General features: G+C 71.3%; 14 protein-coding genes and 1 pseudogene. 9 read left to right on the forward strand and 6 right to left on the reverse strand.

Annotated features, from left to right (window positions below; translation table 11 throughout):
- Positions 1–49: 49 nt before the first annotated feature.
- From GTY58_RS37440 to GTY58_RS37455, 4 genes are all read right to left on the reverse strand, one after another.
- Positions 50–2,269: an NADP-dependent isocitrate dehydrogenase gene (locus GTY58_RS37440; protein WP_010988609.1), complete on the reverse strand. Its 2,220-nt coding sequence runs from the start codon at positions 2,267–2,269 to the stop codon at positions 50–52.
- 581 nt (positions 2,270–2,850) lie between these two features.
- Positions 2,851–3,960 carry a mechanosensitive ion channel family protein gene (locus GTY58_RS37445; RefSeq protein WP_037647069.1) on the reverse strand — a complete coding sequence of 370 codons (1,110 nt, stop codon included), beginning with the start codon at positions 3,958–3,960 and terminating at the stop codon, positions 2,851–2,853.
- A gap of 391 nt (positions 3,961–4,351) precedes the next feature.
- Positions 4,352–5,119 (reverse strand): crotonase/enoyl-CoA hydratase family protein, encoded by a 768-nt coding sequence (locus GTY58_RS37450; RefSeq protein ID WP_010988611.1) that lies wholly within the window; start codon positions 5,117–5,119, stop codon positions 4,352–4,354.
- 96 nt (positions 5,120–5,215) lie between these two features.
- Positions 5,216–6,178, reverse strand: coding sequence for a lysylphosphatidylglycerol synthase transmembrane domain-containing protein (locus GTY58_RS37455; protein ID WP_037647070.1), 963 nt, complete (start codon positions 6,176–6,178; stop codon positions 5,216–5,218).
- A gap of 195 nt (positions 6,179–6,373) precedes the next feature.
- On the opposite strand from GTY58_RS37455, the gene GTY58_RS37460 reads away from it, so the two are divergent.
- The 8 genes from GTY58_RS37460 to GTY58_RS37495 all read left to right on the forward strand — a co-directional run bounded on the left by GTY58_RS37460 (position 6,374) and on the right by GTY58_RS37495 (position 22,110).
- Positions 6,374–8,281 carry an ABC transporter ATP-binding protein gene (locus GTY58_RS37460; protein ID WP_010988613.1) on the forward strand — a complete coding sequence of 636 codons (1,908 nt, stop codon included), beginning with the start codon at positions 6,374–6,376 and terminating at the stop codon, positions 8,279–8,281.
- 317 nt (positions 8,282–8,598) lie between these two features.
- Entirely contained in the window at positions 8,599–10,824 is a 2,226-nt protein-coding gene (locus GTY58_RS37465) for a transglycosylase domain-containing protein (RefSeq protein WP_010988614.1), read from the forward strand.
- Between the two features lie 58 nt (positions 10,825–10,882).
- Positions 10,883–12,199 carry a lipoprotein gene (locus GTY58_RS37470; protein ID WP_037647071.1) on the forward strand — a complete coding sequence of 439 codons (1,317 nt, stop codon included), beginning with the start codon at positions 10,883–10,885 and terminating at the stop codon, positions 12,197–12,199.
- Positions 12,200–12,359: 160 nt separating this feature from the next.
- Positions 12,360–13,496 carry an amidase domain-containing protein gene (locus GTY58_RS37475; protein ID WP_242432225.1) on the forward strand — a complete coding sequence of 379 codons (1,137 nt, stop codon included), beginning with the start codon at positions 12,360–12,362 and terminating at the stop codon, positions 13,494–13,496.
- 157 nt (positions 13,497–13,653) lie between these two features.
- Positions 13,654–15,243, forward strand: coding sequence for a TIGR02677 family protein (locus tag GTY58_RS37480; protein ID WP_042494650.1), 1,590 nt, complete (start codon positions 13,654–13,656; stop codon positions 15,241–15,243).
- The gene (locus GTY58_RS37485; RefSeq protein WP_010988618.1) at positions 15,243–16,580 is read left to right on the forward strand and encodes a TIGR02678 family protein; all 1,338 of its coding nucleotides are present in this window, start codon (positions 15,243–15,245) and stop codon (positions 16,578–16,580) included. The genes GTY58_RS37480 and GTY58_RS37485 overlap by 1 nt, the downstream gene beginning before the upstream one ends.
- Positions 16,577–20,776: a TIGR02680 family protein gene (locus tag GTY58_RS37490; protein ID WP_010988619.1), complete on the forward strand. Its 4,200-nt coding sequence runs from the start codon at positions 16,577–16,579 to the stop codon at positions 20,774–20,776. Before GTY58_RS37485 ends, GTY58_RS37490 begins: the two co-directional genes overlap by 4 nt.
- Positions 20,773–22,110, forward strand: a complete 1,338-nt coding sequence (locus GTY58_RS37495) for a TIGR02679 family protein (RefSeq protein ID WP_010988620.1) — start codon at positions 20,773–20,775, stop codon at positions 22,108–22,110. Before GTY58_RS37490 ends, GTY58_RS37495 begins: the two co-directional genes overlap by 4 nt.
- A gap of 67 nt (positions 22,111–22,177) precedes the next feature.
- Here GTY58_RS37495 and GTY58_RS37500 read toward each other — a convergent pair whose 3' ends face one another.
- Positions 22,178–22,888, reverse strand: coding sequence for an SDR family oxidoreductase (locus GTY58_RS37500; protein WP_037647072.1), 711 nt, complete (start codon positions 22,886–22,888; stop codon positions 22,178–22,180).
- Between the two features lie 155 nt (positions 22,889–23,043).
- Positions 23,044–23,479: pseudogene (locus tag GTY58_RS37505) on the reverse strand (SDR family NAD(P)-dependent oxidoreductase); the annotation flags it as partial.
- Positions 23,480–23,984: 505 nt separating this feature from the next.
- Here GTY58_RS37505 and GTY58_RS37510 point away from each other — a divergent pair.
- Positions 23,985–24,512 (forward strand): phosphate-starvation-inducible PsiE family protein, encoded by a 528-nt coding sequence (locus GTY58_RS37510; RefSeq protein ID WP_197586392.1) that lies wholly within the window; start codon positions 23,985–23,987, stop codon positions 24,510–24,512.
- Position 24,513 lies beyond the last annotated feature (1 nt).

A 24,513-nucleotide genomic window follows, 5' to 3' on the forward strand; every position in this document is an offset into this window, starting at 1 on the left:
CCGGCCGGATCGGATCCGGCCGGGGGCGGCTTGGCGGTGCGGTCGGTGCTTACGCGAGCGACGCGATCGCCTCGTTGAACGTGGCCGACGGGCGCATGACCGCCGCCGCCTTCTCGGGGTCGGGCTGGTAGTAGCCGCCGATGTCGGCCGGCTTGCCCTGGGCGGAGATCAGCTCGTCGACGATCTTCTGCTCGTTCGTGCCGAGGGTCTCGGCGACCGGGCCGAAGGCCTTGGCGAGGTCCGCGTCGTCGGTCTGCCCGGCCAGCTCCTGGGCCCAGTACAGGGCGAGGAAGAAGTGGCTGCCGCGGTTGTCGATGCCGCCGACGCGACGGGTCGGCGACTTGTCCTCGTTGAGGAAGGTCGCCGTCGCACGGTCGAGGGTGTCGGCGAGGACCTGGGCGCGCGCGTTGCCCGTGGTCGTCGCGAGGTGCTCGAAGCTGGACGCCAGCGCGAGGAACTCGCCCAGGCTGTCCCAGCGCAGGTAGTTCTCCCTGACCAGCTGCTGGACGTGCTTCGGGGCGGAGCCGCCGGCGCCCGTCTCGAAGAGGCCGCCGCCCGCCATCAGCGGGACGATCGACAGCATCTTGGCGCTGGTGCCCAGCTCCAGGATCGGGAACAGGTCGGTCAGGTAGTCACGCAGCACGTTGCCCGTGACGGAGATCGTGTTCTCGCCGCGGCGGATGCGCTCCACGGAGAACTTGGTCGCCTCGACGGGGGACAGGACGCGGATGTCCAGGCCCTCGGTGTCGTGCTCCGGCAGGTACTGCTTGACCTTCTCGATCAGCACGGCGTCGTGGGCGCGGGTCTCGTCCAGCCAGAACACGGCCGGGTCGCCGGTCGCGCGGGCGCGGGTGACGGCCAGCTTGACCCAGTCCTTGATCGGGGCGTCCTTGGTCTGGCAGGCGCGGAAGATGTCGCCGGCGCCGACCGTCTGCTCCAGGACGACGTTGCCGGCCTGGTCGACGAGGCGGACCGTGCCCGTGGTGGGGATCTCGAAGGTCTTGTCGTGGCTGCCGTACTCCTCGGCCTTCTGCGCCATGAGGCCGACGTTCGGGACGGTGCCCATGGTCGACGGGTCGAAGGCGCCGTTGGCACGGCAGTCGTCGATGACGACCTGGTACACGCCGGAGTAGCTGCTGTCCGGGAGGACGGCGAGGGTGTCCTGCTCCTGGCCGTCCGGGCCCCACATGTGGCCGGAGGTGCGGATCATGGCCGGCATGGACGCGTCGACGATGACGTCGGACGGGACGTGCAGGTTCGTGATGCCCTTGTCGGAGTCGACCATCGCCAGCTCCGGGCCCTCGGCGAGCTCGGCGTCGAAGGAGGCCTTGATCGCGGCACCCTCGGGCAGGGACTCCAGGCCCTTGTAGATGCCGCCCAGACCGTCGTTCGGGGTCAGGCCGGCCGCGGCGAGCGTCTCGCCGTACTGCGCGAACGTCTTCGGGAAGAAGGCGCGCACCACGTGACCGAAGACGATCGGGTCCGAGACCTTCATCATCGTGGCCTTGAGGTGCACGGAGAACAGCACGTTCTCGGCCTTGGCGCGGGCGATCTGCGCGGTGAGGAACTCACGCAGCGCGGTGACGTGCATGACGGAGGCGTCCACGACCTCGCCCGGCAGCACGGGTACGGACTCGCGCAGGACGGTGGTGGAGCCGTCGTCGCCCTTCAGCTCGATACGGAGCGAGCCGGCCTCGGAGATCACCGCGGACTTCTCGGTGGAGCGGAAGTCGTCGACGCCCATGGTGGCGACGTTCGTCTTGGACTCGGAGGTCCAGGCGCCCATGCGGTGCGGGTGCGTCTTGGCGTAGTTCTTCACCGAGGCGGGGGCGCGGCGGTCGGAGTTGCCCTCGCGCAGCACCGGGTTCACGGCGCTGCCCTTGACCTTGTCGTAGCGGGCGCGGATGTCGCGCTCCTCGTCGGTCTTCGGGTCGTCCGGGTAGTCCGGCAGCGCGTAGCCCTGCTCCTGGAGCTCGGCGACCGCGGCCTTCAGCTGCGGAATCGACGCCGAGATGTTCGGCAGCTTGATGATGTTCGCCTCGGGCGTCTTGGCGAGCTCACCGAGCTCCGCGAGCGCGTCGGGGATGCGCCGGCCGTCCTCCAGGTACTCGGGGAAGAGGGCGATGATGCGCCCGGCCAGCGAGATGTCACGGGTCTCCACGGCGACACCCGCCTGCGACGCGTACGCCTGGACCACCGGCAAGAACGAATACGTCGCCAGGGCCGGGGCCTCGTCAGTGTGCGTGTAGATGATGGTCGAGTCAGTCACCGGGTGCTCCGCTCCACGTCTGCAACATTGCTCGACATCAAGATATCTCGTGATGGGGTCCCACTCGACAGGACCCTGCGTGCCCGGGCCCGCGGCCGCCCTGATCGGCTCGGCGGGGGCGTCGATCGGCTCGGGGGTGAGCTGCGCGTCGGTCCCGCGGCGTACGGCGGAGACGGGCGGCCTATGGCATGGGCACGCCCGGCGGGGGAGACCGTCGGCGCCCCGTCTTCCGTACCGCCGGCGGGCGGGGAGACCGTCGGCGCCCCCGCCTTCCGGACCCGCTCACGGCCGTTCTTCCGGACCCGCAGTACAGCGCGAGGACCAACGGCTGCCGACCTCGCCGGGCCGGCCGGTGTCCTCCGTCCGGTCTGTTCTTTGCGCCGCGCCGCGCCACGCAAACCGGCCGACCGGCGCCTCCGGCCGGTCCGTCTTTCGCGCCGCGCCGCCGGCCGGCGCACCCCCCGCCGATCCGTCCCTCGCGCCGCGCAGCCGGACGCGCGGGGGCCGCCCCGATGGGACCGCGCCCCGACGCGACCGCGCCCCGGGAGCCCGTCAGCGGGCTCTCGCGGTCGCCTCGCGGGTCACTGGTCGAGCAGGGCGGACGCCGGGCCGCCCTGCCCGGCCGGCAGGTCGTCGCCGGTGCGCTGATGCGGGATCGACACGGACCCCTGCTGCAACGCGACCGTCCGGGCCGGGGCCGGAATGCGGATGCCTTCCTCGCGGTAGCGCTTGTGGAGGCGCTTGATGAACTCGTGCTTGATGCGGTACTGGTCGCTGAACTCGCCGACGCCCAGGATGACCGTGAGACCGATGCGCGAGTCGCCGAACGTGTGGAAGCGGACGGCCGGTTCGTGGTCGGGCACCGCGCCGGTGATCTCCGTCATCACCTCGGCGACGACTTCGGTGGTGACCGTTTCGACGTGCTCGAGGTCGCTGTCGTAGCCGACACCCACCTGCACCAGCAGGGTCATCTGCTGTTCCGGCCGGGTGAAGTTGGTCATGTTCGTCCCCGCCAGCTGGCCGTTGGGGATGATGACCAGGTTGTTGGAGAGCTGGCGGACGGTCGTCTGACGCCAGTTGATGTCGACGACATAGCCCTCCTCGCCGCTGGTCAGCCGGATGTAGTCGCCCGGCTGGACCGTTTTGGAGGCGAGGATGTGGATGCCCGCGAAGAGGTTGGCGAGGGTGTCCTGAAGGGCGAGCGCGACGGCCAGACCGCCCACGCCCAGGGCGGTGAGCAGGGGCGCTATGGAGATGCCCAGGGTCTGGAGCATCACCAGGAAGCCCATGGCCAGCACCACGACCCGGGTGATGTTGACGAAGATCGTGGCCGATCCCGCGACTCCGGACCGGGACTGCGTGACCGCCCGCACCAGGCCGCTGATCACCCGGGCCGCCGTCAGCGTCACGACGGCGATGAGCAGCACGGTCAGCGTCTGGCTGACGTGGTGTCCGACCGACTTGGTGAGCGGCAGCGCCGTGGCCGCGGCAGCCGCGCCACCGGTGATCGCCGCCCATGGCACGACCGTGCGCAGTGCGTCCACGATGACGTCGTCCCCGCTCCAGCGGGTGCGCAGCGCGTGCTTGCCCAGCCAGCGCATCAGCATGCGCAGCAGGAAGGCCGCCACCAGGCCCGCGGCCAGGGCGATGCCGGCGACCATCAGGTCGTCCAGGGTGAGGGCGCGGTTCATCGGTCGCCTCCCGCGGGAGAGGCGGAACGGTCGCCCGGCCGGATGTGAAGTCTCGTCACTTGCCACCTGCTTGGAATCCGAGATGCACGATGACGTCCGGACGGGTGTTCGCCCGTCCGGCGCGAACGCTCATCCTGCCGCATGTTCCCGCACGTCCGTCACCACGTCGGCGCGGAGCGGCCATTGACGCCCGGCCGCGCTCCGGGGGAGACCGGCCGGCACGCGGTGAGCACCGGCGACGGGCGGCGCTGGGCCTCGATGCCGGGCCGGCAGGAGTGAGAGCGCGTGCGTCGAACCGGCCCGTCCGCAGGTCAGTTGGGACACCTGGGACCGGAGCGCCCCTCGATCCGGCCGTCGCCGTACCCGGAATTGGCCTGGATACGCCGTCGGCTCACCCCTGCTCGCCGAACGACCCGTGGCGTCCGGCGCCCGCCGCGAAGCGGGCCGCGCCCTCCACGCCCTGGGCCAGTACCCGCATGCCGTGACGGAGTTCACCGCGCATCGCCGTCGTCTCGTCCAGGCCCTCCTGGTCGAGGACGGAGGCCCGGTCGCCGCGCAGGCAGTCCTGGGGGAAGCGGCCGATGGCGGCGGCCAGCTCCTCGGCCTCCGCGCGGGCGCGGCCCGGCGGGACCAGGCGGTTGGCGAGCCCCATCTCGTACGCCTCCCGGGCCGGCACCGGGCGGCCGGTGAGGATCATGTCCATGGCCCGGCTGGTGCCGATCAGCCGGGGGAGCCGCACGGTGCCGCCGTCGATGAGCGGTACGCCCCAGCGACGGCAGAAGACCCCGAAGACGGCGTCCTCCTCGGCGACCCGCAGATCGCACCAGAGCGCCAGCTCCAGACCGCCGGCCACGGCATGCCCCGCGACCGCCGCGATCACCGGCTTCGACAGCGTCATCCGGGTCGGTCCCATCGGCCCGTCGCCGTCCTGAGCGACCCGGTTGCCGCGCTCGCCCCCGACCGCCTTGAGATCGGCGCCCGCGCAGAAGGTGCCGCCCTCGCCCCACAGCACCGCCACCCGCGCCGTCTCGTCGGCCTCGAACTCCCGGAAGGCGGCGGCGAGCTCGGCGGCGGTCGGCCCGTCCACGGCGTTCCGGGCGGCCGGGCGGGAGAGGACGACCGTGCTGACGTATCCCTGGCGTTCGATCCGGACCGACATCGGGCTGACCCCTTCGCGCGACGGGAGCGGGCTGGCCCGGCCGAGGCTACTCCCGGGTATCCGCTGTCGGTGGTCGCGGCGAGGCAAAGGCCGCTCTCAGATCACCTTCAGCCGCACCAGCGCACCCAGCGTCAGCGCCCCGGGCAGCAGAGGCAGCCAGACCGTGATGATCCGGTACGCCAGGACCACGGCCGTCGCCACGGCCGCCGGACCACCCGCCGCGACCAGGGCGACAACGAGTGCCGCCTCCACCGAGCCGATTCCGCCGGGCGTGGGCACCAGAGCGACCGCGGCCGTCGCCGCCAGATACGCGACCGCCATGTGCAGGGGCGGGACCGGCAGGCCCAACGCCTGCCCCACGGCGGCAAGGCCGGCCGCCTGGAGCGCGGGGAACGCGAGCGCGCCGCCCCACAGGGCGAGCGCGCGGGCCGGGCGGGCGTGCACCGAGCGGGCCTCGCCGAGCGCCGTCCGCAGGAAGGAGAGCACGGCCGTGCGCAGCCGTCGTACGAGCAGCAGCACCGTCACGGCGAGACCCAGCGCTCCGGCCACCGCGAGCAGAAGGGGGCCGAGCGCTCCGTCGGGCACGAGGGAGCCGAGGTGGAGGGCGTCCGGGAAGGCGATCAGCAGGACCAGCAGCAGGGCCAGGCGGGTGATCGCCTCCGCGAGCATGTACAGCGCGAGCGCGGCCGAGGAGCGTGCGAGCGGCACGCCGCACACCGTCATGAAACGGAGGTTGACGGCGCTCGCGCCCAGCCCGGTGGGCAGCAGATGGTTGGCCGCGCCCGCCGCGAACTGCGTGGCGAGCAGCCGCCGCGCGGGCAGCCGCTCGACGACCGCGCCCTGCCGGGTGACGGCGGCCGCGACCCAGGTGAGACAGGTCGCGGCGACCGCGACCGCCAGCCATGGCCACCGGGCCGTCGCCAGCTGGCCGAAGCCCTCGGTGAGCACGGACCGCTGGCGCACCGCGACCACCAGCACGAGCAGGAGCGGGACCAGGCACAGGACCTGGCGGACCGGGACGCGCCGGGGGAGCTGCTGGGGAAGTCGAACCGCTGTCACATCGGGAGAGGGTTTCCACACCGCACCAACGTGGGGTTGCGGGCACGGGGCCGGCGGCTGACACGCCGGGCACGTCATCGGGTTGCTCGTGGGGTCCTCCTCGGGTGCGCACCTCACCGGACGGACGTTCTTGTGTGGGTACCTCACCGGTCGGACGTTGACCTCAAGATTGCTTGAGGTTCTAACGTTCCTCCCATGAGTATGGAGACCACCGCCTGGACCCAGTTGCACAGCGTCATGAACGCGCAGCGGGAGACCCGCCCCTTCGCCCGTGCGACGCTGCGCCGCATCGCCGCGTTCGCCCGCCCGCACCGCCGCCGTATCGCGCAGTTCGTCGTGCTCAGCGTGGTGACCGCGCTGCTCGCCGTCGCGACACCGGTGCTCGCCGGACGCGTCGTCGACGCGATCGTGTCGGGTGGCGACGAGAGCACGGTCGTACGCCTGGCCGTCCTCATCGCGGTCATCGCGCTCGCCGAGGCCGGACTCGGACTCGTCAGCCGCCTGCTGTCGGCGACCCTCGGAGAAGGGCTCATCCTCGATCTGCGCACGGCTGTGTTCGATCATGTGCAGCGCATGCCGGTCGCGTTCTTCACACGTACTCGTACGGGCGCGCTGGTCAGTCGTCTCAACAACGACGTGATCGGCGCCCAGCGCGCGTTCAGCAACACCCTGTCCGGAGTCGTCGGCAATGTGGTGACCCTGCTGCTCACCCTCGCCGTGATGCTCACCCTGTCCTGGCCGATCACCCTGCTCGCGCTGGCGCTGCTGCCGGTCTTCGTGCTGCCCGCCCGGCGGATGGGCAGCCGGATGGCGAAGCTCCAGCGGGAGGCCGCGGACCTGAACGCGGCCATGGGGACCCGGATGACGGAGCGGTTCTCGGCGCCGGGTGCCACGCTGGTGAAGCTCTTCGGCCGGCCCGACGAGGAGTCCGCCGAGTTCGCGGCGCGGGCCCGGCGGGTGCGGGACATCGGGGTGCGTACGGCGATGGCGCAGTGGGCGTTCATCACGGCGCTGACGCTCGTTTCCGCCCTGGCCCTCGCCCTTGTCTACGGCCTCGGTGGCTGGTTCGCCCTGCGCGGCCGCCTCGAGCCGGGCGCCGTCGTCTCGCTCGCCCTCCTGCTGACCCGCCTCTACGCGCCGCTGACCTCCCTCGCGGGGGCGCGCGTCGAGGTCATGAGCGCCCTGGTGAGCTTCGAGCGCGTCTTCGAAGTGCTGGATCTGAAGCCGCTCATCGAGGAGAAGGCGGACGCGCGCGCGGTGCCGGACGGCCCGGCGTCGGTGGAGTTCGACAACGTCCGCTTCGGCTACCCGGCGGCGGACAAGGTGTCCCTCGCCTCGCTGGAGGAAGTGGCCGCCCTGGACACCCGCGGCGGCGCGGAGGTCCTGCACGGCGTCTCCTTCCGTGCCGAACCCGGGCAGACGGTGGCGCTGGTCGGCTCGTCCGGCGCCGGCAAGTCGACCATCGCCCAGCTGCTGCCGCGGCTGTACGACGCCGACGAGGGCACCGTACGCATCGGGGGCGTCGACGTACGCGACCTGAGCGCGCCGTCGCTGCGGGCCACGCTCGGGATGGTCACCCAGGACGGGCACCTGTTCCACGACTCGGTACGGGCGAACCTGCTGCTGGCGCGCCCCTCGGCCGCCGAGGACGAACTGTGGGACGTCCTGCGCCGGGCCCGCCTCGACGAGCTCGTACGCTCCCTGCCCGACGGCCTCGACACCGTGGTCGGCGAGCGCGGCTACCGGCTCTCCGGCGGCGAGCGCCAGCGCATGACCATCGCCCGTCTGCTGCTCGCCCGCCAGCGCGTGGTGATCCTCGACGAGGCGACCGCCCATCTCGACAACACCTCCGAGGCGGCCGTCCAGGAGGCGCTCGCCGAGGCGCTCGCGGGGCGCACGGCCGTGGTCATCGCGCACCGACTGTCCACGGTGCGGGCCGCGGACGTGATCCTGGTCGTCGAGGCCGGCCGGATCGTGGAGCGGGGCACGCACGAGCAACTGCTCGCGGCGGACGGGCGGTACGCGGAACTGCACCGCACACAGTTCGGGAAGCCCGTGCCGGGGGCGGCGGAGGTCGCCGAGGCGGGGGAGGCGGTGGCCTAGCAGGGAACCGCACCGTGTTCGCGGTGGCGTCACCCGGTGGCGACGCCGCGAGCAGGGTCAGGCAAACTGCTGTACGAGCCGGGAAGTTTGCCGCGGATGAGGAGAGGCCGTCCTGGCCGATTCTGTCCGATAGGTGGCCGAATCGGTCTCATGAGGCGCTGATACTTTACGAGTACCTCACAATAATCACTGATAATTTACGTGGGGCGCGAAGTACCGACTAGATCGGGCAGGGGGGCTCGCGGTCGCATCTGCGGCAGCTGCATCTATCCGCGCGCAAGTGCGAGTGCGGAGGGAGATGCAGTCATGACCAGTGCATGTCATCGCAGACTGGTGCGTTCCGGGGACGGCGCAAGCCCGGGGAGTGCGGCGTGACCGAGCCGGAGGCCGGAGCCGGTCCGCGCCGCCGTCGCGCTGCCCCGAAGCAGCCCTGGCACCGCCGTGTCCTCAGCTCCTTCACGACCTCGGCGGACGCGGAGGCGGGGGCCGCGGAGCGCCCCTCGGCCCGGCCGGCCGACGGGGCGGCCAGTGCGCACCGCCGCGGCGCCCGCCGCAAGGCGGCGGAGCCCACGGCGATCGCGCGTGTCACCGTCCGTCTCACGCCCTACGCCCGACGGCTCAAGCCGGAGTACCCGCGGCCGGGCCTCGACGGCTGGCGGCGCTGGATGCCCTCCGTGCGCCAGTGGCTGGGGATCTGCCTCGTCTCCCTGGGCCTGAGCGGCACGTTCCTGGCCGTCGCCTACGCGGCGACCGACATACCGGACAACCTGAACACGTACGCCACCCAGCAGGACAACGTCTACTTCTGGGCCGACGGGACACCCATGGCCCGCACCGGCTGGGTGCGTCGGCAGGCGATGCCGCTGAAGGACATACCCGAGGATGTGCGCTGGGCGGTCCTGGCGGCGGAGAACGCGAGCTTCTACTCCGACCCCGGCATCTCCGTCAGCGGCATCGGCCGCGCGCTGTGGCGCACCGTGGGCGAGGGGGACACGCAGGGCGGGTCCACCATCACCCAGCAGTACGTGAAGAACGTCTATCTGACCCAGAACCGCTCCGTGACCCGCAAGTTCACCGAGGCGATGATCGCCGTCAAGCTGGACCAGCGGATGAGCAAGGACCAGATTCTGGAGGGCTACCTCAACACCAGCTGGTTCGGCCGCGGCACCTACGGCATCCAGCGCGCCTCGCAGGCCTACTACGGCAAGGACGTCGGGGAACTCAACGCCAGCGAGGCCGCCCTCCTCGCCTCCCTGCTCAAGGGAGCCGGCCTCTACGACCCCACCCTGAGCCAGGCCAACCACCAGCGGGCCGTGGAGCGGTGGAAGTGGATCCTCGACCGCATGGTGGAGCTCGGCAAGCTGTCGCCCACCGAGCGGGCCAAGTACACGCACTTCCCCGAGCCGACCAAGCAGGCGCAGACGTACGACACCGGCAACCAGAGCGACTACCTGGTGGAGCTGGCGGCCCAGTACGCCAAGAAGGCCGGACACATCTCGGACAAGCAGTTCGACCTCGGTGGCTACCAGATCTACACCACCTTCGACAAGAAGCGGGAGGAGGCGCTCACCGCCGCCGTGAAGAAGGCCCGCAAGAAGGCGCAGAAGGACGACAAGGGCAAGGCCGAAACCGCCCACTACGGGGGCTCTTCGGTGGCTGCCGACGGCCGGATCCTCGCCGTCTACGGCGGACCCGATCACCGCAAACAGGGCTTCAACGAGTCCAACGCCTCCACCGTCCCGGCCGGTTCGGCGTTCCTGCCGTTCGTCTACGCCGCCGCGCTGGAGCACGGCGTGCACAAGGACCGCGGATCCACGACGACTCCCGTCACCCCGGATTCCGTATACAACGGTGACGACGGCGTCCCCGTCACCACGCCCGAGGGTCCCTACTGGGACCGCAGCGGCAAGAAGGTCGCCGCCCACAACGACGGCGGCACGTCCTGGGGGCAGATCACGCTGCGCAAGGCGCTCGCCGAGTCCGTGAACACCCCCTTCATGCAACTGGGCATGGACGCCGGCCTGGCCACGGTCCGCGAGACCGCCGAGGCGACGGGCATGCTGTCGTCCAGCATGGGGCCGCAGGTGCCCACCCTGTCCCTGGGCACCTCGACGCCCAGCGCGATCCGGATGGCCAGTTCCTACGCCACCTTCGCGGCCGGCGGCACCCACACCGCGCCCTACTCGGTGCGCCGCGTCACCCGCAACGGCTCCAAGGTCGACCTCGACACCCCGCGCCCCCGTCGCGCGGTCGGCGCCGATGTCGCCCGTCAGGTCACCGACGCGCTCACGGACTCCTTCCGCACCCAACACCCCACCGCGGCACCCGCGTCGGCGCAGGTCGCCGGGAAGGCCGGCACGACGGACAAGGACACCGCCGCCTGGTACGTCGGCACGAACCGCTCGGTCTCCACCGCGGTGGTCGTCTACCGGATGGACCTGACCAAGAGCCTCGAACCCCTGCCACTGAAGGGGATCGCCGGTACTCCCGCAACCGGCGTCCCCTACGACATCTGGTCGAGTGCCATGAGTCCCCTCGGCTGACGCCGGGGGCCGGGCACAGCGCTCCGTTCTCCCTCCCTCCTCGAAGAATGCGCCTTCCATGACATCGAATGCCGGACGTCGACGCCGCCGCCGTGCCCCTCTGGCCGACCGTCGAGCGGCGCTGACCAGCCGTACCGGGATCGTCACCATGGCGGTCCTGCTCGTCGTCGCCTGCATCGCCGCGACCTTCCTGGCGTTGAACGGCACGGACGACACGAAGCCGACCGCGTCGTCCACCGACGGCGGACGCTCCGGCGACGACACCGACAAGTCGACGAGCGAGCCCAAGTGGGACGGCAAGACGAAGGTGCTCGGCGACGGTTCCACGTCGTACACCGGGCCGCAGAAGGGACAGCTCAAGCCGGAGCGGCTCAAGCCCGGTGAGAAGCCGCCCCAGTTCGTGGTCTTCTCCTGGGACGGCGCTCTGCAGGGCGACGACCAGCTCTTCTCGCACTACCGGGAGTTGGCCAAGGAGTACAACGCCCATATGACGTTCTTCCTGACGGGCATCTATGTGCTGCCCAAGGCCAAGAAGACGCTCTACGAACCGCCGATGCACTCGCCGGGCTCCTCCGCGATCAGCTACCCCACCGACGAGCACATCCGCACCACGCTGACGGAGCTCGGCAAGGCGTGGAAGGACGGCAACGAGATCGGAACCCACTTCAACGGCCACTTCTGCGACGCCAAGGGCGGCAAGGACTGGAGCGTGGCGGACTGGGAGAGCGAGATCAAGCAGTTCTTCTCGTTCGTCGAGAAGTGGAAGACCAACACCGGCTACACCGATCTGCCGGCCCTCCCGTTCGATGCCAAGCGCGAGATCAGCGGGGGGCGCGCACCCTGCCTGGAGGGCCAGAAGAACCTGCTCAAGGCCATGCGGGCGACGGCCAAGGACTACAACTGGCGCTACGACGCCAGCTCCGCGGGCGACTTCCAGATATGGCCCGCCAAGAAGAACGGCATCTGGGACTTCCCGCTGCAGATGCTCCCCTACGAGGGCGGCAAGTACCAGGGACTGTCCATGGACTTCAACTTCCTCTACAACCAGTCCGACGGCGAGACTGAGGGCGATCCGGTCCAGTACCCGCAGTGGCAGGCGGAGACCGTGCAGTCCTACATGGCCGGCTTCAACCGCGTGTACTACGGCAGCCGCGCACCCCTGTTCATCGGCAACCACTTCGAGAACTGGAACGGCGGCATCTACATGGAGGCCGTCGACCAGGTCATCAAGAACGTGTGCACCAAGAAGGGCGTCCGCTGCGTGTCCTTCCGTGAGCTGGCCGACTGGATGGACGCGCAGACCCCCGAGGTGCGGGCACAGCTGCGCACCCTGGACCCGGCCCAGTCGCCCGACTGGTCGGAGGTCGTCAAGTAGCAACCGGCCTGCCCGGCAGGCGAGTTCCCGCTGCCGGACGATGCGGCGGATCAACCGGAATCAACCTCTCCACGCGGTCTCCATCATTGCGGAGATCGTGCGAAGATTCCGTCCCCGGCATCGAAGCCGGGGTAGAGGGGAAAACTCAGTGAGATCAAGGATATTGAGCCGCAGACGCGCCACCGTCCTCGCGGTCGCCGTCTCGGCGGCGCTGCTGCCCGTCTCGGCCGCCGGTGCGGCCACCGGCTCGGCAGCCACTTCCGGCACGGCCGACCGGGCGACGACCGACGCCTTCGGCCGCATCGCCGACGCGGTGCTCACCGACCGCACCGCGGCGCTGCTCGACCGGCAGCAGCTGAAGTCCACGGCCGCGAAGATCAAAGGCGGTGTGCGACTGTCCTCGGCGCTGACGAAGACCGAGGGGACGGCACTGTCCGCGCTGCGCGGCCGGCAGTCCCGGCTCGCGGCCCTGGGGGAGGCGTACACCGCCGCCGACACCCGGGTCGGCGTCGACAAGACCCGCATCAAGGGCTCACGCGCCACGGTCGAGGTCACCGAGACCACGGTCCTGACCTACAAGAAGATCCGTGGCGACGAGCCGCGCACGACCGGCTTCAAGGCCCACCACGAACTGACCTTCGTCGCGCAGGCGGACGGCACGTGGAAGCTGTCGGGCCTGCGCTCCACGGACAAGGGCCCGCGCGCCGTCAACGAGCCCGTCACGACGGCGCCGGCGAAGGTGCGCCCGTCGGCCGTCATCGACGCCCCGCGGGCGGCCACCACCTACCCGGCGCCGGCCAACCCGAAGCAGACCACCGGTACCGGCTACGACTACACGGCGATGGCCGCCTACGCCGAGAAGTACTGGAAGAACTACAACACGGCCTACCGGAAGTTCAACGGGGTCGGCGGTGACTGCACCAACTTCGTGAGCCAGAGCCTGCTGGCGGGCAAGTGGCAGCCGATCAGCACCGTGACCCCGGAGGAGTACGACACCTGGTACTACGTCGCCAACGGCCAGTCCGACTCCTGGGCGGGCGTGAACGAGTGGTCCTGGTTCACCCAGACCGCCAAGCGCACCACACCGCTGGCGAACGTCTACCAGCTGGACGTCGGTGACGTCCTGCAGATGGACTTCGACAAGGACGGGTCCAAGGACCACACCATGATCACGTCCTACCGCGGCTCCAACGGCGTCCCGTACCTGACGTACCACGACGCCGACACCTACCGCCGGTCGCTGTCGAGCCTCATCGCGTCCTACCCGACCGCGGCGTTCTACGGGTACCGCACCTGAGCACAGGAGCCTCGCCGCACCATGGGCCGCCGTGGTGCGGCGAGGCTCTCGGTGCGCTGGCCGGCCCTGCCTGCGCGCCATGGGCTCCAGCCGCCTGAGCGGCTGGTTTTGCTCGACTTCCTCCTGAGTGTCAGCGGTGGTCCGTACGCTCGGTGGCATGGAGGGGAACGAAGGGAAGCCGGTACGCGGTGCGGAAGCCGATGCCGAGGCCTGGCAGCGGCTGAGTGCGTACTCCTACCTCAGCGCGCCCGAGCGCCTGGAGTACGTCGCGGTGATGCGGGTGTTCTGCGGCACGCTGCTCGCGGACCTGTCCGTACCCGACCTCCTCGCGAAGCTGGCCGAGAAGGGCGGGCCGGGAGCAGCGCTGGACGCGGAGACGCTCACCCGCAGGCTCGAAGAGCTCGTGCGCTGGGGCAATCTGCTGCGTAGCACGCACACGGTCAGGGCGACGAGCATCGCCGAATATCAGCGCTCGCGGTCCCGCTACCAGCTGTCGAAGCTGGGGGAGCGCGTACAGCGCGACGCGGACGAGGTACTGGCCGGGGCCGACGCGGCACGCGAGGTGAGCAGCGAGCTGCTGGCCCTCGTCGACCGCGGCCTGCGGGAGATCGCCGCCATGGCCGCGGCACCGGGCGGTGCCGATCCGCAGCAGGCCCTGGAGCGGATCAGCACGCTCTTCGTGCAGTTCGCCGAATTCGCCGAGTCCGTCCGGGACTTCTACGCCTACCTGGGCCAGGTGCTGGCGCGCTACGACCTCGACTCGGCCGAGTACCAGGGGTTCAAGGAACTGCTGCTCGACTACGTGGAGGCCATCACCGAGGACGTCTCCTTCCGGGCCCCGCGCATCGCGGCCCACCTGGACGCCGTCCGGCCGCACCTGCCCGCGCTGCTCGACCGTGTCGACGCACATGCGGCGGGCATCGGAGCGCTCGCCCACGGGCTGACCGAGACGCGGGTGCAGCGCAGCCGCGGGCGGGACCTCGCGGACTGGGAGGGTCTGCGCGACTGGTTCACCGACACCGGAGGGCACGGAAGCCAGGTCGACCAGCTCAGGGACGCCACCCTCCGCGCACTGGAGTCGCTGCTCGCCAACGCCAAGCGGATGCTGCGTTCGGCCTCCGGTGAGATGTCCCGCCGCAAGGACCTGCTGCGGCTCGCGGCCTGGTTCGACGCCGCGGAGCCGGAAGAGGCCCACGACCTGGCGGTCGCCGCCTTCGGGCTGTACGGCGCGCGTCATCTCGGTGTGGCGCCGGACCCCGACCGGTCCGTGCCGGCGTACGTGAGTTGGTGGACCGGACCCGTGGTGGACGTGCCGGTGGCGCTGCGCGAGCGCGGCAGCAGGGCTCCGCGCGGGCGTGCCGCGGCGGCCGAGGACCATTCCGAGCAGAAACGCCGCCTCATGGAGCGGGCGCGGCAGCAGGCCGAGGCCCGACAGGCCGCGGCCGACGAACTGCGCAGCGCCTCGGGCAGGTTCGAGCAGGTGCGCCTCAGCGCCCCGGCCATGCGACTGCTGCTGGAGCTCCTCACGACCGCACTCGGCAACGCCCAGCTGCACAAGGACGCCCACGACTTCCTGCTCGACGGCGCGCAGGCGCACGACGCGGACCTCGACATCCGGCTGACCGCCTGGCGCACGCCCGGCAGGTCCACGGTCCTGCGGTCCGTGGACGGCGACCTGACGGCGGACGATCTCACCGTGGCCGTCGAGAGCGCGTCCGCGCCCGCGGTGGGGGAGGCGAGCGCCTGATGCCCCTGCCCTCCGCGCACGACGTCGCACTCGCGGCCGAACGCCACACCGCCGCCCGGCTCCTGCTGGCCCAACCCCTGGTCACCGGCGCCGGACCGCACAGCGACGCCTTCCCGCTGATCCGACGGCACGCGGACTGGCTGGCCCAGCGCTTCCAACAGGTGTTCGGATACCGCCTGCTGGTGGAGGCCTCGTACGCCCGTCTCTTCAAGGCGGGCCTCGGCCCCGGCTCGGGCCACCGCCTGGAACGACCGTCGACCGGAACGCCGTTCAGCCCGCGGACGTACGCGTACCTGTCCCTCGCGCTGGCGGTCCTCGTCACCGCCCCGGAGCAGCTCCTGCTCTCCCGGCTGGTCGCCGACCTGCGGGCCGCGGCCGTCGACGCCGGCATCGAGATCGCCGACACCGGGCGGCAGGGCGAGCGACGGACCCTCGCGGCCGCGCTGCGGCAACTCGTCGACTGGGGGGTCCTGGTGGAGACCGAGGGACATGTCGCGGCCGTCGCGGAGGAACGGGCCGGGGAGGCTCTGCTGACCGTGGACCGCGAGATCGCGCGAGCCGTCGTCGCCGGCCCGCTCGCCCAGAGCCGCGACGGCGCGGACCTCGTACGCCGGGCCGCCGACCCAGGCTTCGGCGGGCCCCGTACGTACGTCCGCTGGCGTCTCGTCGAAACCCCCGTCGTCCACCTCGACGACCTCACGGACGCGGAGCGAGAATGGCTGCGTACCCGGCAGCGGCGCGAGGCGCAGGCATTCTCCGAACTGCTCGGTCTGGAAGCCGAGATCCGCGCTGAGGGCATCGCCCTGGTCGACACCGAGGACGAACTCACCGACCTGCACCTGCCAGGAACCGGGACGGTGGCTCAAGCCGCGCTGCTCCTTGTGGAGCGGCTGGTCGACCGGCTGCGTCCCGAAGACCCGGGCCATCCGGCAGTCGGCGGACGGCTGGTCATCGGCGTACCCGTCCCGGACGGGCTGCTGCCCGCCCTGCTCGACGAACTGATCGAGGAGTACGGCAGGCGCAGCAACTGGCAGCGCGGTCACCTGGAGGACCGGGACGGATTCCTCGCGGCCGTACTCGACCTCCTCGTCCGGATGCGTCTGATGGCTCCCGCCGGGCCCGTACGCGCGGAAGGTCACGGCCTGCCCGAGGGGTACGGGGAGACGGTGGCCGACGACCGCTCCGTCACCGATGTCTCTCAGGCGCGCGGCCAGGGCCGTACGGACGGGGTCTGGATCCTGCTCGCCGCAGCCGCCCGGTACGCCACCACCGTGGCGGTCAAACCCCGCACCGACCAGCCCCCAGCGGACGACGTCTCCAAGGAGTCGCCCCGATGAACCGCCCGCCGAACCCGCACCGCTACCGACTGCACCGCGCGGGCATCCGGAACGTCTGGCAGTACGACGAGCAGGAGTTCGCCTTCGGTGAGGGGCGCCTGCTGCTTCGCGGCAAGAACGGCGCCGGCAAGTCCAAGGCCCTGGAGATGCTGCTGCCCTACCTCCTCGACGGTGACGCCCGTGCGTTGGACGCCACGGGAACGGGGCGCACCACCCTGGCCTGGCTGATGCTCGACGGCTTCGAGCAGACCAACCGACTGGGCTATCTGTGGCTGGAGTTCGTACGGACGGACGACGAGGAGAACGACCACCATCTGACCATCGGCGCGGCCGTCCGCGCGTCCCGGTCGACCAAGACGGCGAAGCCGATCTTCTTCACCACGCGGCTGCGGGTCGGTAAGGACGTAGACCTCGCCCCCGCCGGTCGGCCACTTCCCGTCGACCAGCTCAAGTCGCTCGTCGGCCCGGAGAACGTCACCGACCGTGCCGTCGAGCACCGGGCCAGGGTTGCCCGTGAACTGTTCGGCCTCACCGACTCGGCGCGCTACCGCAACCTGCTCCATCTGCTGCACCGGCTGCGCCGTCCCACCATCGGTGACCGCATTGACTCCGGCGGGCTGGTCTCGGTCCTCGCCGAGACCCTGCCCGCCCTCGACGACGAGGTCGTGGAGCAGGTGGCCCGCAGCCTGGACGACCTCGACTCCGTCAGGGCCTACCTCGGACGCCTCGAACGCACCGACCGAGCTCTGCGGACCTTCCTCGCCGACTACCGCGGCTATCTGCACGGGACGCTGCGCCGCCGCACGGGCCGGGCGAACGGAGCGCTGGAGCAGCTGATGGAGTACCGCACGTTCGCGGGTGACGCGACGCGCAACGCGGAAGGGCTCCGCGAGCGCGAGCGGGAACTCGATGCCCGCACCGAGGCGCTCGAAGGTGAGGCGAGTGCAGCCGAGACGGACCTGGCCGCGCTGCACGCCGGCGCCGGGTACCGCGGTGTGAAGGAACTGGCGGAGAAGCGCGCCACCGTCACCGCCCTGCACAGCGCCGCTGCCGCCGCCTTCAAGGCCGTCCGCCAGGCGCACAGCAATCAGGAGGAGGCCGGGCGGCGGCTCACCGACGAGTCGGGGCGGTTCGGTGAAGAGCTGGTCGAACTGAGCACGCTACAGGGCGAGTTGGTGCGGGAGGCCGAACGGTCCGGGGTCGACCCCGTGCACCTGGGGGAGCCCGTGGGGACCCCCGCCGCGCCGGTCGCGCCGGCCAGGACGGCCGAACTGACCGCGCCGGAAGGTGACTTCCACCTGGTACGGCACAGCGAGGTGCTGGCGGTCGACATCGAGACCTGTGCGACCGCGCTGTATGCCTGGGACGCCCGGCTCGACGCCGCACAGCCGGTGATCAGGAACCGCTCCCGGTTCGTCACCGAACTGCGCGCCCTCATGGGGCGGTCGGACGAGGCCCAGCGGGAGGCGCAGGCGGCCGACGCCGCCCGGGAGCGTCTGGAGGAACAGGCCGACCACGCGCGCTCCGGCGCCGAGCAGCGTCGGCAGGAAACCGTGCACGAGGGAGAGGCGTACGCGGCGGCGGCCCGAGCGTGGACCGAGCAGCTGCGGAGCCTCACCGGGGTGCCTGTGGACACCGCCGTGTCCGCTCTGGCCGGGCATGATCCGGCCGACGGTCCGCTGTCCGCTCATGCCCCCGACGAGGTGGCCGACGCGGCCCGGTCGGCCGTCGACCCGTGGCTGGCGGAACTGGGCGAGGAACGCGACACCCTCACCCTGGCCGCCCGTGAACTGCAGACCGAACGGGACCGTCTGCGGCACCGGCGCGAGGAATGGGAACGCCGCACCGACCCCGAGCCCCCGCCCCCGTCCCACCGCGCGGCTCCTCGCGCACCCGGCACGGGAGCGCCCCTGTACCGGCTGGTGGATTTCGCCCATGACCTGGAGCCGGACGCGCGGGCAGGGCTGGAAGCGGCACTGGAGGCGAGCGGCCTGCTCGACGCCTGGGTGCGCGCCGACGGCACGGTCCTGGACCCGGCCACGCGGGACACCCTCCTGGTCCCGGCAGCACCCGTGCCGGGGGAGACGCTCGCCCGGGTCCTGCGGCCGGTCGACGCGCCGGACAGCGGAGTGACGGCGGAGCAGGTCGAGCGCGTGTTGCGGGCGGTGGCCCTGGCCAGGGGCGGGATCGGCGCCGGCGAGGCCGACACGGCGGGCGCGGCGCACACCGCGATCGGCGTCGACGGCTCCTGGCGGCTCGGCGTGGCCCGCGGCCGCCACGCCAAGCAGGTCGCCGAGTACGTGGGCGCGGAGGTGCGGGCGGAGACCCGCCGCCGGGCGCTGGCGGAACTCGACCTCCGGCTGACCCGTGTACAGGATGAGCTGGCGGAACGTCAGCGTAGTCTGCGCATGCTCACCCAGCACCGCGACCAGGTCGGGGACCTCCTGCGCCGACCGCCCTCAGCGCGTGGGCTGACGGACGCGTGGGCCCGTACCGCCGAGGCCGAGCGGACCGCCGAATCTTTCGCCGGGCAGGCGGCCACGGCAGCCCGCGAGGCGGAGCAGGCACGGGCCGGCGCGGTCGTCGCCCGGCGTGAGGCCGAGGCGACGGCGAGCGCCCAGGACCTCCCGGCGGACCCGGCCGCACTCGAAACGGTCCGCCTGGCCCTGGACCGCCTCGGGCAGGGGGCGCAGCGACTGCGGCGCCGGGTGCGCGCGGTCCTGTCCGCGGCCGACGGCCATCGCGGCAGCCGGACGGACTACGGGCGTGCCGAGTCGGCCCGCCGGGAGGCCGAGTCGGACTACGCCGAGCCGCTCGGCCGCCTGGAGGCCGCCCGCCGTACCGTCCGTGCTCTGGAAGAGGCCATCGGCGCCACGGAACAGGAGATCCTCGACCGCGAGGCGGAGACGATGCGCCGCCTGGACGCCGTGGGACGCCAACTCCCGCGCATCCGAAGGGACCTGGCCGACGTGCATGACCTGCGCGTTCGGGCGGAAGAGGAGGAGAGGGCACGGCGCGAGGCACTCGCCGACCAGGAGGCCGAGGCGTTGGCCTGCGGCAGGGGACTGCGTAAGGCCCTTGCGCTGCCGGGTGTGCTGAGAGGAGCGGGTCTCGACACCGACGGGGACGAGGTCGCGCTGAAGTCCCCGGACCCCCTGCATCTCGACGTGCGGGAGCGTATCGCGGCGCTGCGTCTGCTGGTCGACGCCGTGCGCCGCGGCCTGGACGCCGAACGCCACGACATCTCGGACACCACCCTCCTCAACCGCCACACCGACCTGCGCGACCAGCTCTCCGGAGGCTACGACGCGACGATCGAGGAACATGACGGCATCAAGCTGTGCCGGCTCGTCGACGACCACGGCCTCCACGACATCGCCGTGGTCGGCGAGCGCATCGCGGCCGAGGCCGCCGAGGCACGTGACCGTCTGACAGAGCGCGAACGCGAGGTCTTTCAGCGTTTCCTGGCGGGCGAGTTGGGCGACCACCTGTCCTCGCAGGTACTGGCCGCGGGCGCCCTGGTCGCCGCCCTCAACACCACCCTCGCCACGGTCCGTACCTCACACGGTCTGGGCGTCGCCCTCGACTGGAAGCTGGCCGACGGTGTGGAGGCGGACGTCAAGGCGGCCGTCGACCTCCTGCGCAGCCCCTCCGGGCTGCGCACCCGCGAACAGTCCGAGCAACTCCGCGACGTCCTCCAGCGCCGCATCGAGGACGCCCGCCGCGCCGACCCGGCCGCCGGATACGCGGCTCACCTGCGTACCGCCCTGGACTACCGTGACTGGTTCGCCTTCACCCCCTGGGTGGTGAACGACGCGGCACCGGGCAGCCGCCGTAGACTCTCCGGCCGCACGGGCCTGAGCCAGGGCGAACAGCGTGTCCTCTCCTACCTGGTCCTCTTCGCCGCGGCGGCGGCGCACTTCACCAGCCTCGCCGACGCCGCCCCGCACGCGCCCCGCCTCATCCTCCTCGACGACGCCTTCGCCAAGGTCGACGAGCCCACGCATGCCCGCCTCGGCCGCATCCTGGTCGACCTGGACCTCGACTTCGTCCTCACCAGCGAACGACTGATCGGCAACTGGCCCGACGTACCGTCCCTCCACATCTACGAGTGCCTGCGCGACCCGCATGTGCGGGGCGTGGCCACACTCCATTACACGTGGAACGGGCGGCAGCGGAGGCTGATGTCGGTATGACAGGACCCGAGCGAGCCGACGTACGTCCCCCGGACGCCGACGCCCTCGCGTTTCTCACCCGGCCGGGCCTCGCCCGCCTCTGGACGGCCGTACGCACCCGGCTCGAACGCAACGGCCTTCGGCCGGCCGGAGCCATCAGACTGGACCAGCTGGACGCACGGGAACGTGAGGCCCTGTCCCTCCTGCTGGCCAGACCCGTCACCGGCCTCACCGTCACGATGCGCCTGACGGACCTGGACACCCGCTTGCGCGCCAGCGCGGTCGGACGGGGCCTGGTGGCCATGCTGGAAGAACTGGGACCACCCCTGACGGACCGTCGGGCGGTCCGCGACGCGGCGGCGGCCGAACGCGCACATGTGTGGTCGACGGCTCGGTCCGAGCTGGAAGCCACGTTGCTGTCCGCCCAGCCCTGGGCGGCACAGTGGTTGGAGGAGATCCGACGCGGCGGCACACTCGCCCGCCAGGACTCGCACACCGCGATCACGGTCATCACCCAGGCGATCCAGACCCTGGGGGCGCTCTTCCCCGGCACGAACCAACCCCCCACCCCCGCCACCTGGGGCCGCGGCGAACTGGCCACCCGCACCACCGGTTCGGCCCACGGCCTGGACGACGGCACACTGCTGTCCCGGCTGGTCCTCCGCGGCATCGCGCTGGCACGCGGCGTCGAGTCCCCCGCCGACGCGCCGGCCCGCCGGGCCCTGTGGCGCATGGCCTCGGTCACCCCCGACGAGGTCTCCAGCACGGTGCTCACCTACGGCCTGCGCCCCACCGGCGGCACCTGGCGCGAGCGGGCCCTGCGCGAGCGCGCCGACCACCACATGGAAACCCACCTGACCCTGCGCGAACTCCGCGCTCTGCGCCTGGAGGTGCCACCGCGCACCCGCGTCCACGTCTGCGAGAACCCCCGCGTGGTCGAGGCCGCGGCCGACACCGGCGGCGGTACGGAGCCCCTGATCTGCACCTCGGGGAGCGCGACGACCGTCGTCCTCACCCTCCTGGACGCGCTGGCGGCGGCCGGCTGCACGTTCGCCTACCACGGCGACTTCGACTGGCCCGGCATCGCGCTGGCCAACCGGATCAGGCACCGGTACGCAGCCGAGCCCTGGCGTATGCGGGCGGCCGACTACGAGTACCTCGCCACACGAGCTCAGTTGCACGGCACTCCGCAGATCCCCCTCACCGGCACACCGACGGACGCCGAGTGGGACCCGGAACTGACCCCGACCATGGCCGCCCTGGGCATCGCCTTGCACGAGGAGGCGGCGCTCGATCTGCTTCTGGAGGACCTCGGTACCTCCGTCGGAACCCACCCGTCCGGCGATTCCCCATGATGACGTCGTTCGGCCCACCTGCCGCGAGCGGCACGCGCCGAGGAACTGCCGGACGGCGAAGTTCAGATCAGTGCCGGCCGGCCAGTTGCGGATACAGCGCCTCCGGGCCGACGGCCAGGGCTGCCTGTACTTGCCTGCTGAAGTCGTCGGCGAGGACCTCGTGCAGTCCGGCCTCGACACCGTCGAGGGTCGCGCGGGCCACCGCGGCGGGATCGGACTTCGGCGCGGTCACCTTCGCGGCCAGCTCCGTCGCGAGGTAACTGACGTGCAGGGCTGTGACTTGCGTGCCCTGTTCCGCGAGGGCCACTCTCAAAGCGTTGGTCATGGACCATTCAGCAGCTTTGGCCGCGGCATATCCGGCGCTGGCGGTGATCGATATCCAGGACAGCACGGACAGGACATTGACTACTGCGCCGCCGCCGTTGCGCCCCAGAACGGGGGCGAAGGCCCTGCTCATGGCGAGGGTGCCGAGAACGTGCGTCTCGAACTCCAACCTGAATGAATCCAGGTCCGCGGTGAGCACGTCGGCCCGGGTCGACAAACCGGCGTTGTTGATGAGGAGTGTCACGTCCTGGGCCTGGTCGGCCGCCGCGTGCACGGATTCGAGGTCGGTGATGTCGACCGCGACGGGGACCGCCCCGGGCACGGTGACCCTGGTGGGGTCGCGGGATCCCGCGTAGACCTTGGCTGCTCCAGCGTCGAAGAGCGCCCGTACGAATTGCTCACCGAGCCCGCGGTTCGCTCCGGTGACAAAGGCGACAGACCCCTGGACCTTCATGGGAGCACCTTCCCTGCGATGGGTTGCAGGGGCGTGGACCGGCGGACGTGACAGCGCGCACCCCGCGGCCCCGCCCGCTTCCGATTCGAACGTATATGACCACCGGGCCGGGCGCAGTCCGGGTGGTGACGGGCGGAAGTCGAACGGCTGGGGGGATCCCGGGTCGACTGCAGATCGTCCAGGTCCAGTCGCTCCGACCGCGCCGCGAAGCTTCCCACCGTCACGCTGCGGCCCGCCGACGCCGCGGACAGCAGGGGGGACCAGCCACTGGGTGAGCGCGAAGTGGCCAAGGTGGTTGGTGCCGAACATCAGCTCGTGGCCGTCCTCGGTCTCTCGACGCGGCGGCTCGTCGAGCGCGACACCTGCGTTGTGGACCACCACGTCGAGATGATCGAGGCCCAGCCTGTCCACGGCGGTCTTCAGGGACGACAGGTCGGCGAGGTCCAGTTGAAGGGGCCGCACATGCGCGCCGAAGACGCGCGAGCGGATCGAGGCCATGGCGGCGTCGGTCTTCGCGGCGTCCCTGCTGCCGAGTACGACGACGGCGCCGGTGGCGGCGAGCAGCTCTGCGGCGAAGTAGCCGACCCCGGCTCTGAGGCAGCGTGCTCATGGGGAGCACCATCCCGCCCGAGGTCGCAACCTCCACCGACCTACCGCCGACAGATCACGGAGACCGACGACAGACTTCCGACACCTCGGAGAGCTTCGGAGAGCTATCGAGAGCAGAAGGCCCCTACAACGCGACTGGCGCGGAATTGAGAGCGAGCGCGGCAAGGTGACGCACTCACTGGTCGACTCGGGTACTCAGTCACACTGCTTGATCACAACCACATACAGACCCTTGAGGCGCCGATGCCACGCTCCACGGAGCCGTCCGGGCGGGCCGGGACTGGATCCTCGACGACCCAAGCACCGTGCCGACGGGCGGCGGTACCGCGCCGACCATGACGTGCCCTGCCTGTGAATACCGACCGTCGGCCGTCGTGCCAAAGCACGGTCGCAGAATGGTTGAAGGATTTCCGGAGAGGGGCCCGCTGGTCCACCCGTTCGGCAGCACGACGCGCCTGCGGGCCGGGGCACCCCTAGCATGCTGACTGTGCGACCCATTCTCCCGAAGATCGAGGGCGGCCGGGTACAGGGCCTCCTGCAGCTCATCGAGGACGGCATCCACCTCGTCGTCGCGGCACTCCTCGTACTGCTCGCGGGGCTCCTGACCGTCGGGGTCGTCCACGACGTCATCAGGTCGGTGCAGGGTCCGTACCGCGAGGAGACGGTCGTTCTCTCCGCTCTGGACAACGGCCTTGTGCTGTTCATCGTGGCCGAGCTGCTCCACACCGTCCGCCTGACCATCAGGAACCAGACCCTCGACGCGGAGCCGTTCCTCGTCGTCGGCCTGATCGCCGGCATCCGCAAGGTGCTCATCGTGACGGCCGAGGCGGAGGCTTCCTTCCGGTGGAACGTCGAGGGGATCGAACTCCTGATCCTGGCGGGGCTGATCCTCGTGATGGCGACAGCGGCGTACGTGTGGCGGCGCTCGACGCGGCCGGGAGACTATTTCCCGCTCCAGGAGGCGCGGCGCTCTTCGTCGCCGGCGCCGTCACCCGCCCCTGGGCGCGGGCCCTGAT

The organism is Streptomyces sp. SID5469, from assembly GCF_009862865.1.
Classification (GTDB): domain Bacteria; phylum Actinomycetota; class Actinomycetes; order Streptomycetales; family Streptomycetaceae; genus Streptomyces; species Streptomyces avermitilis.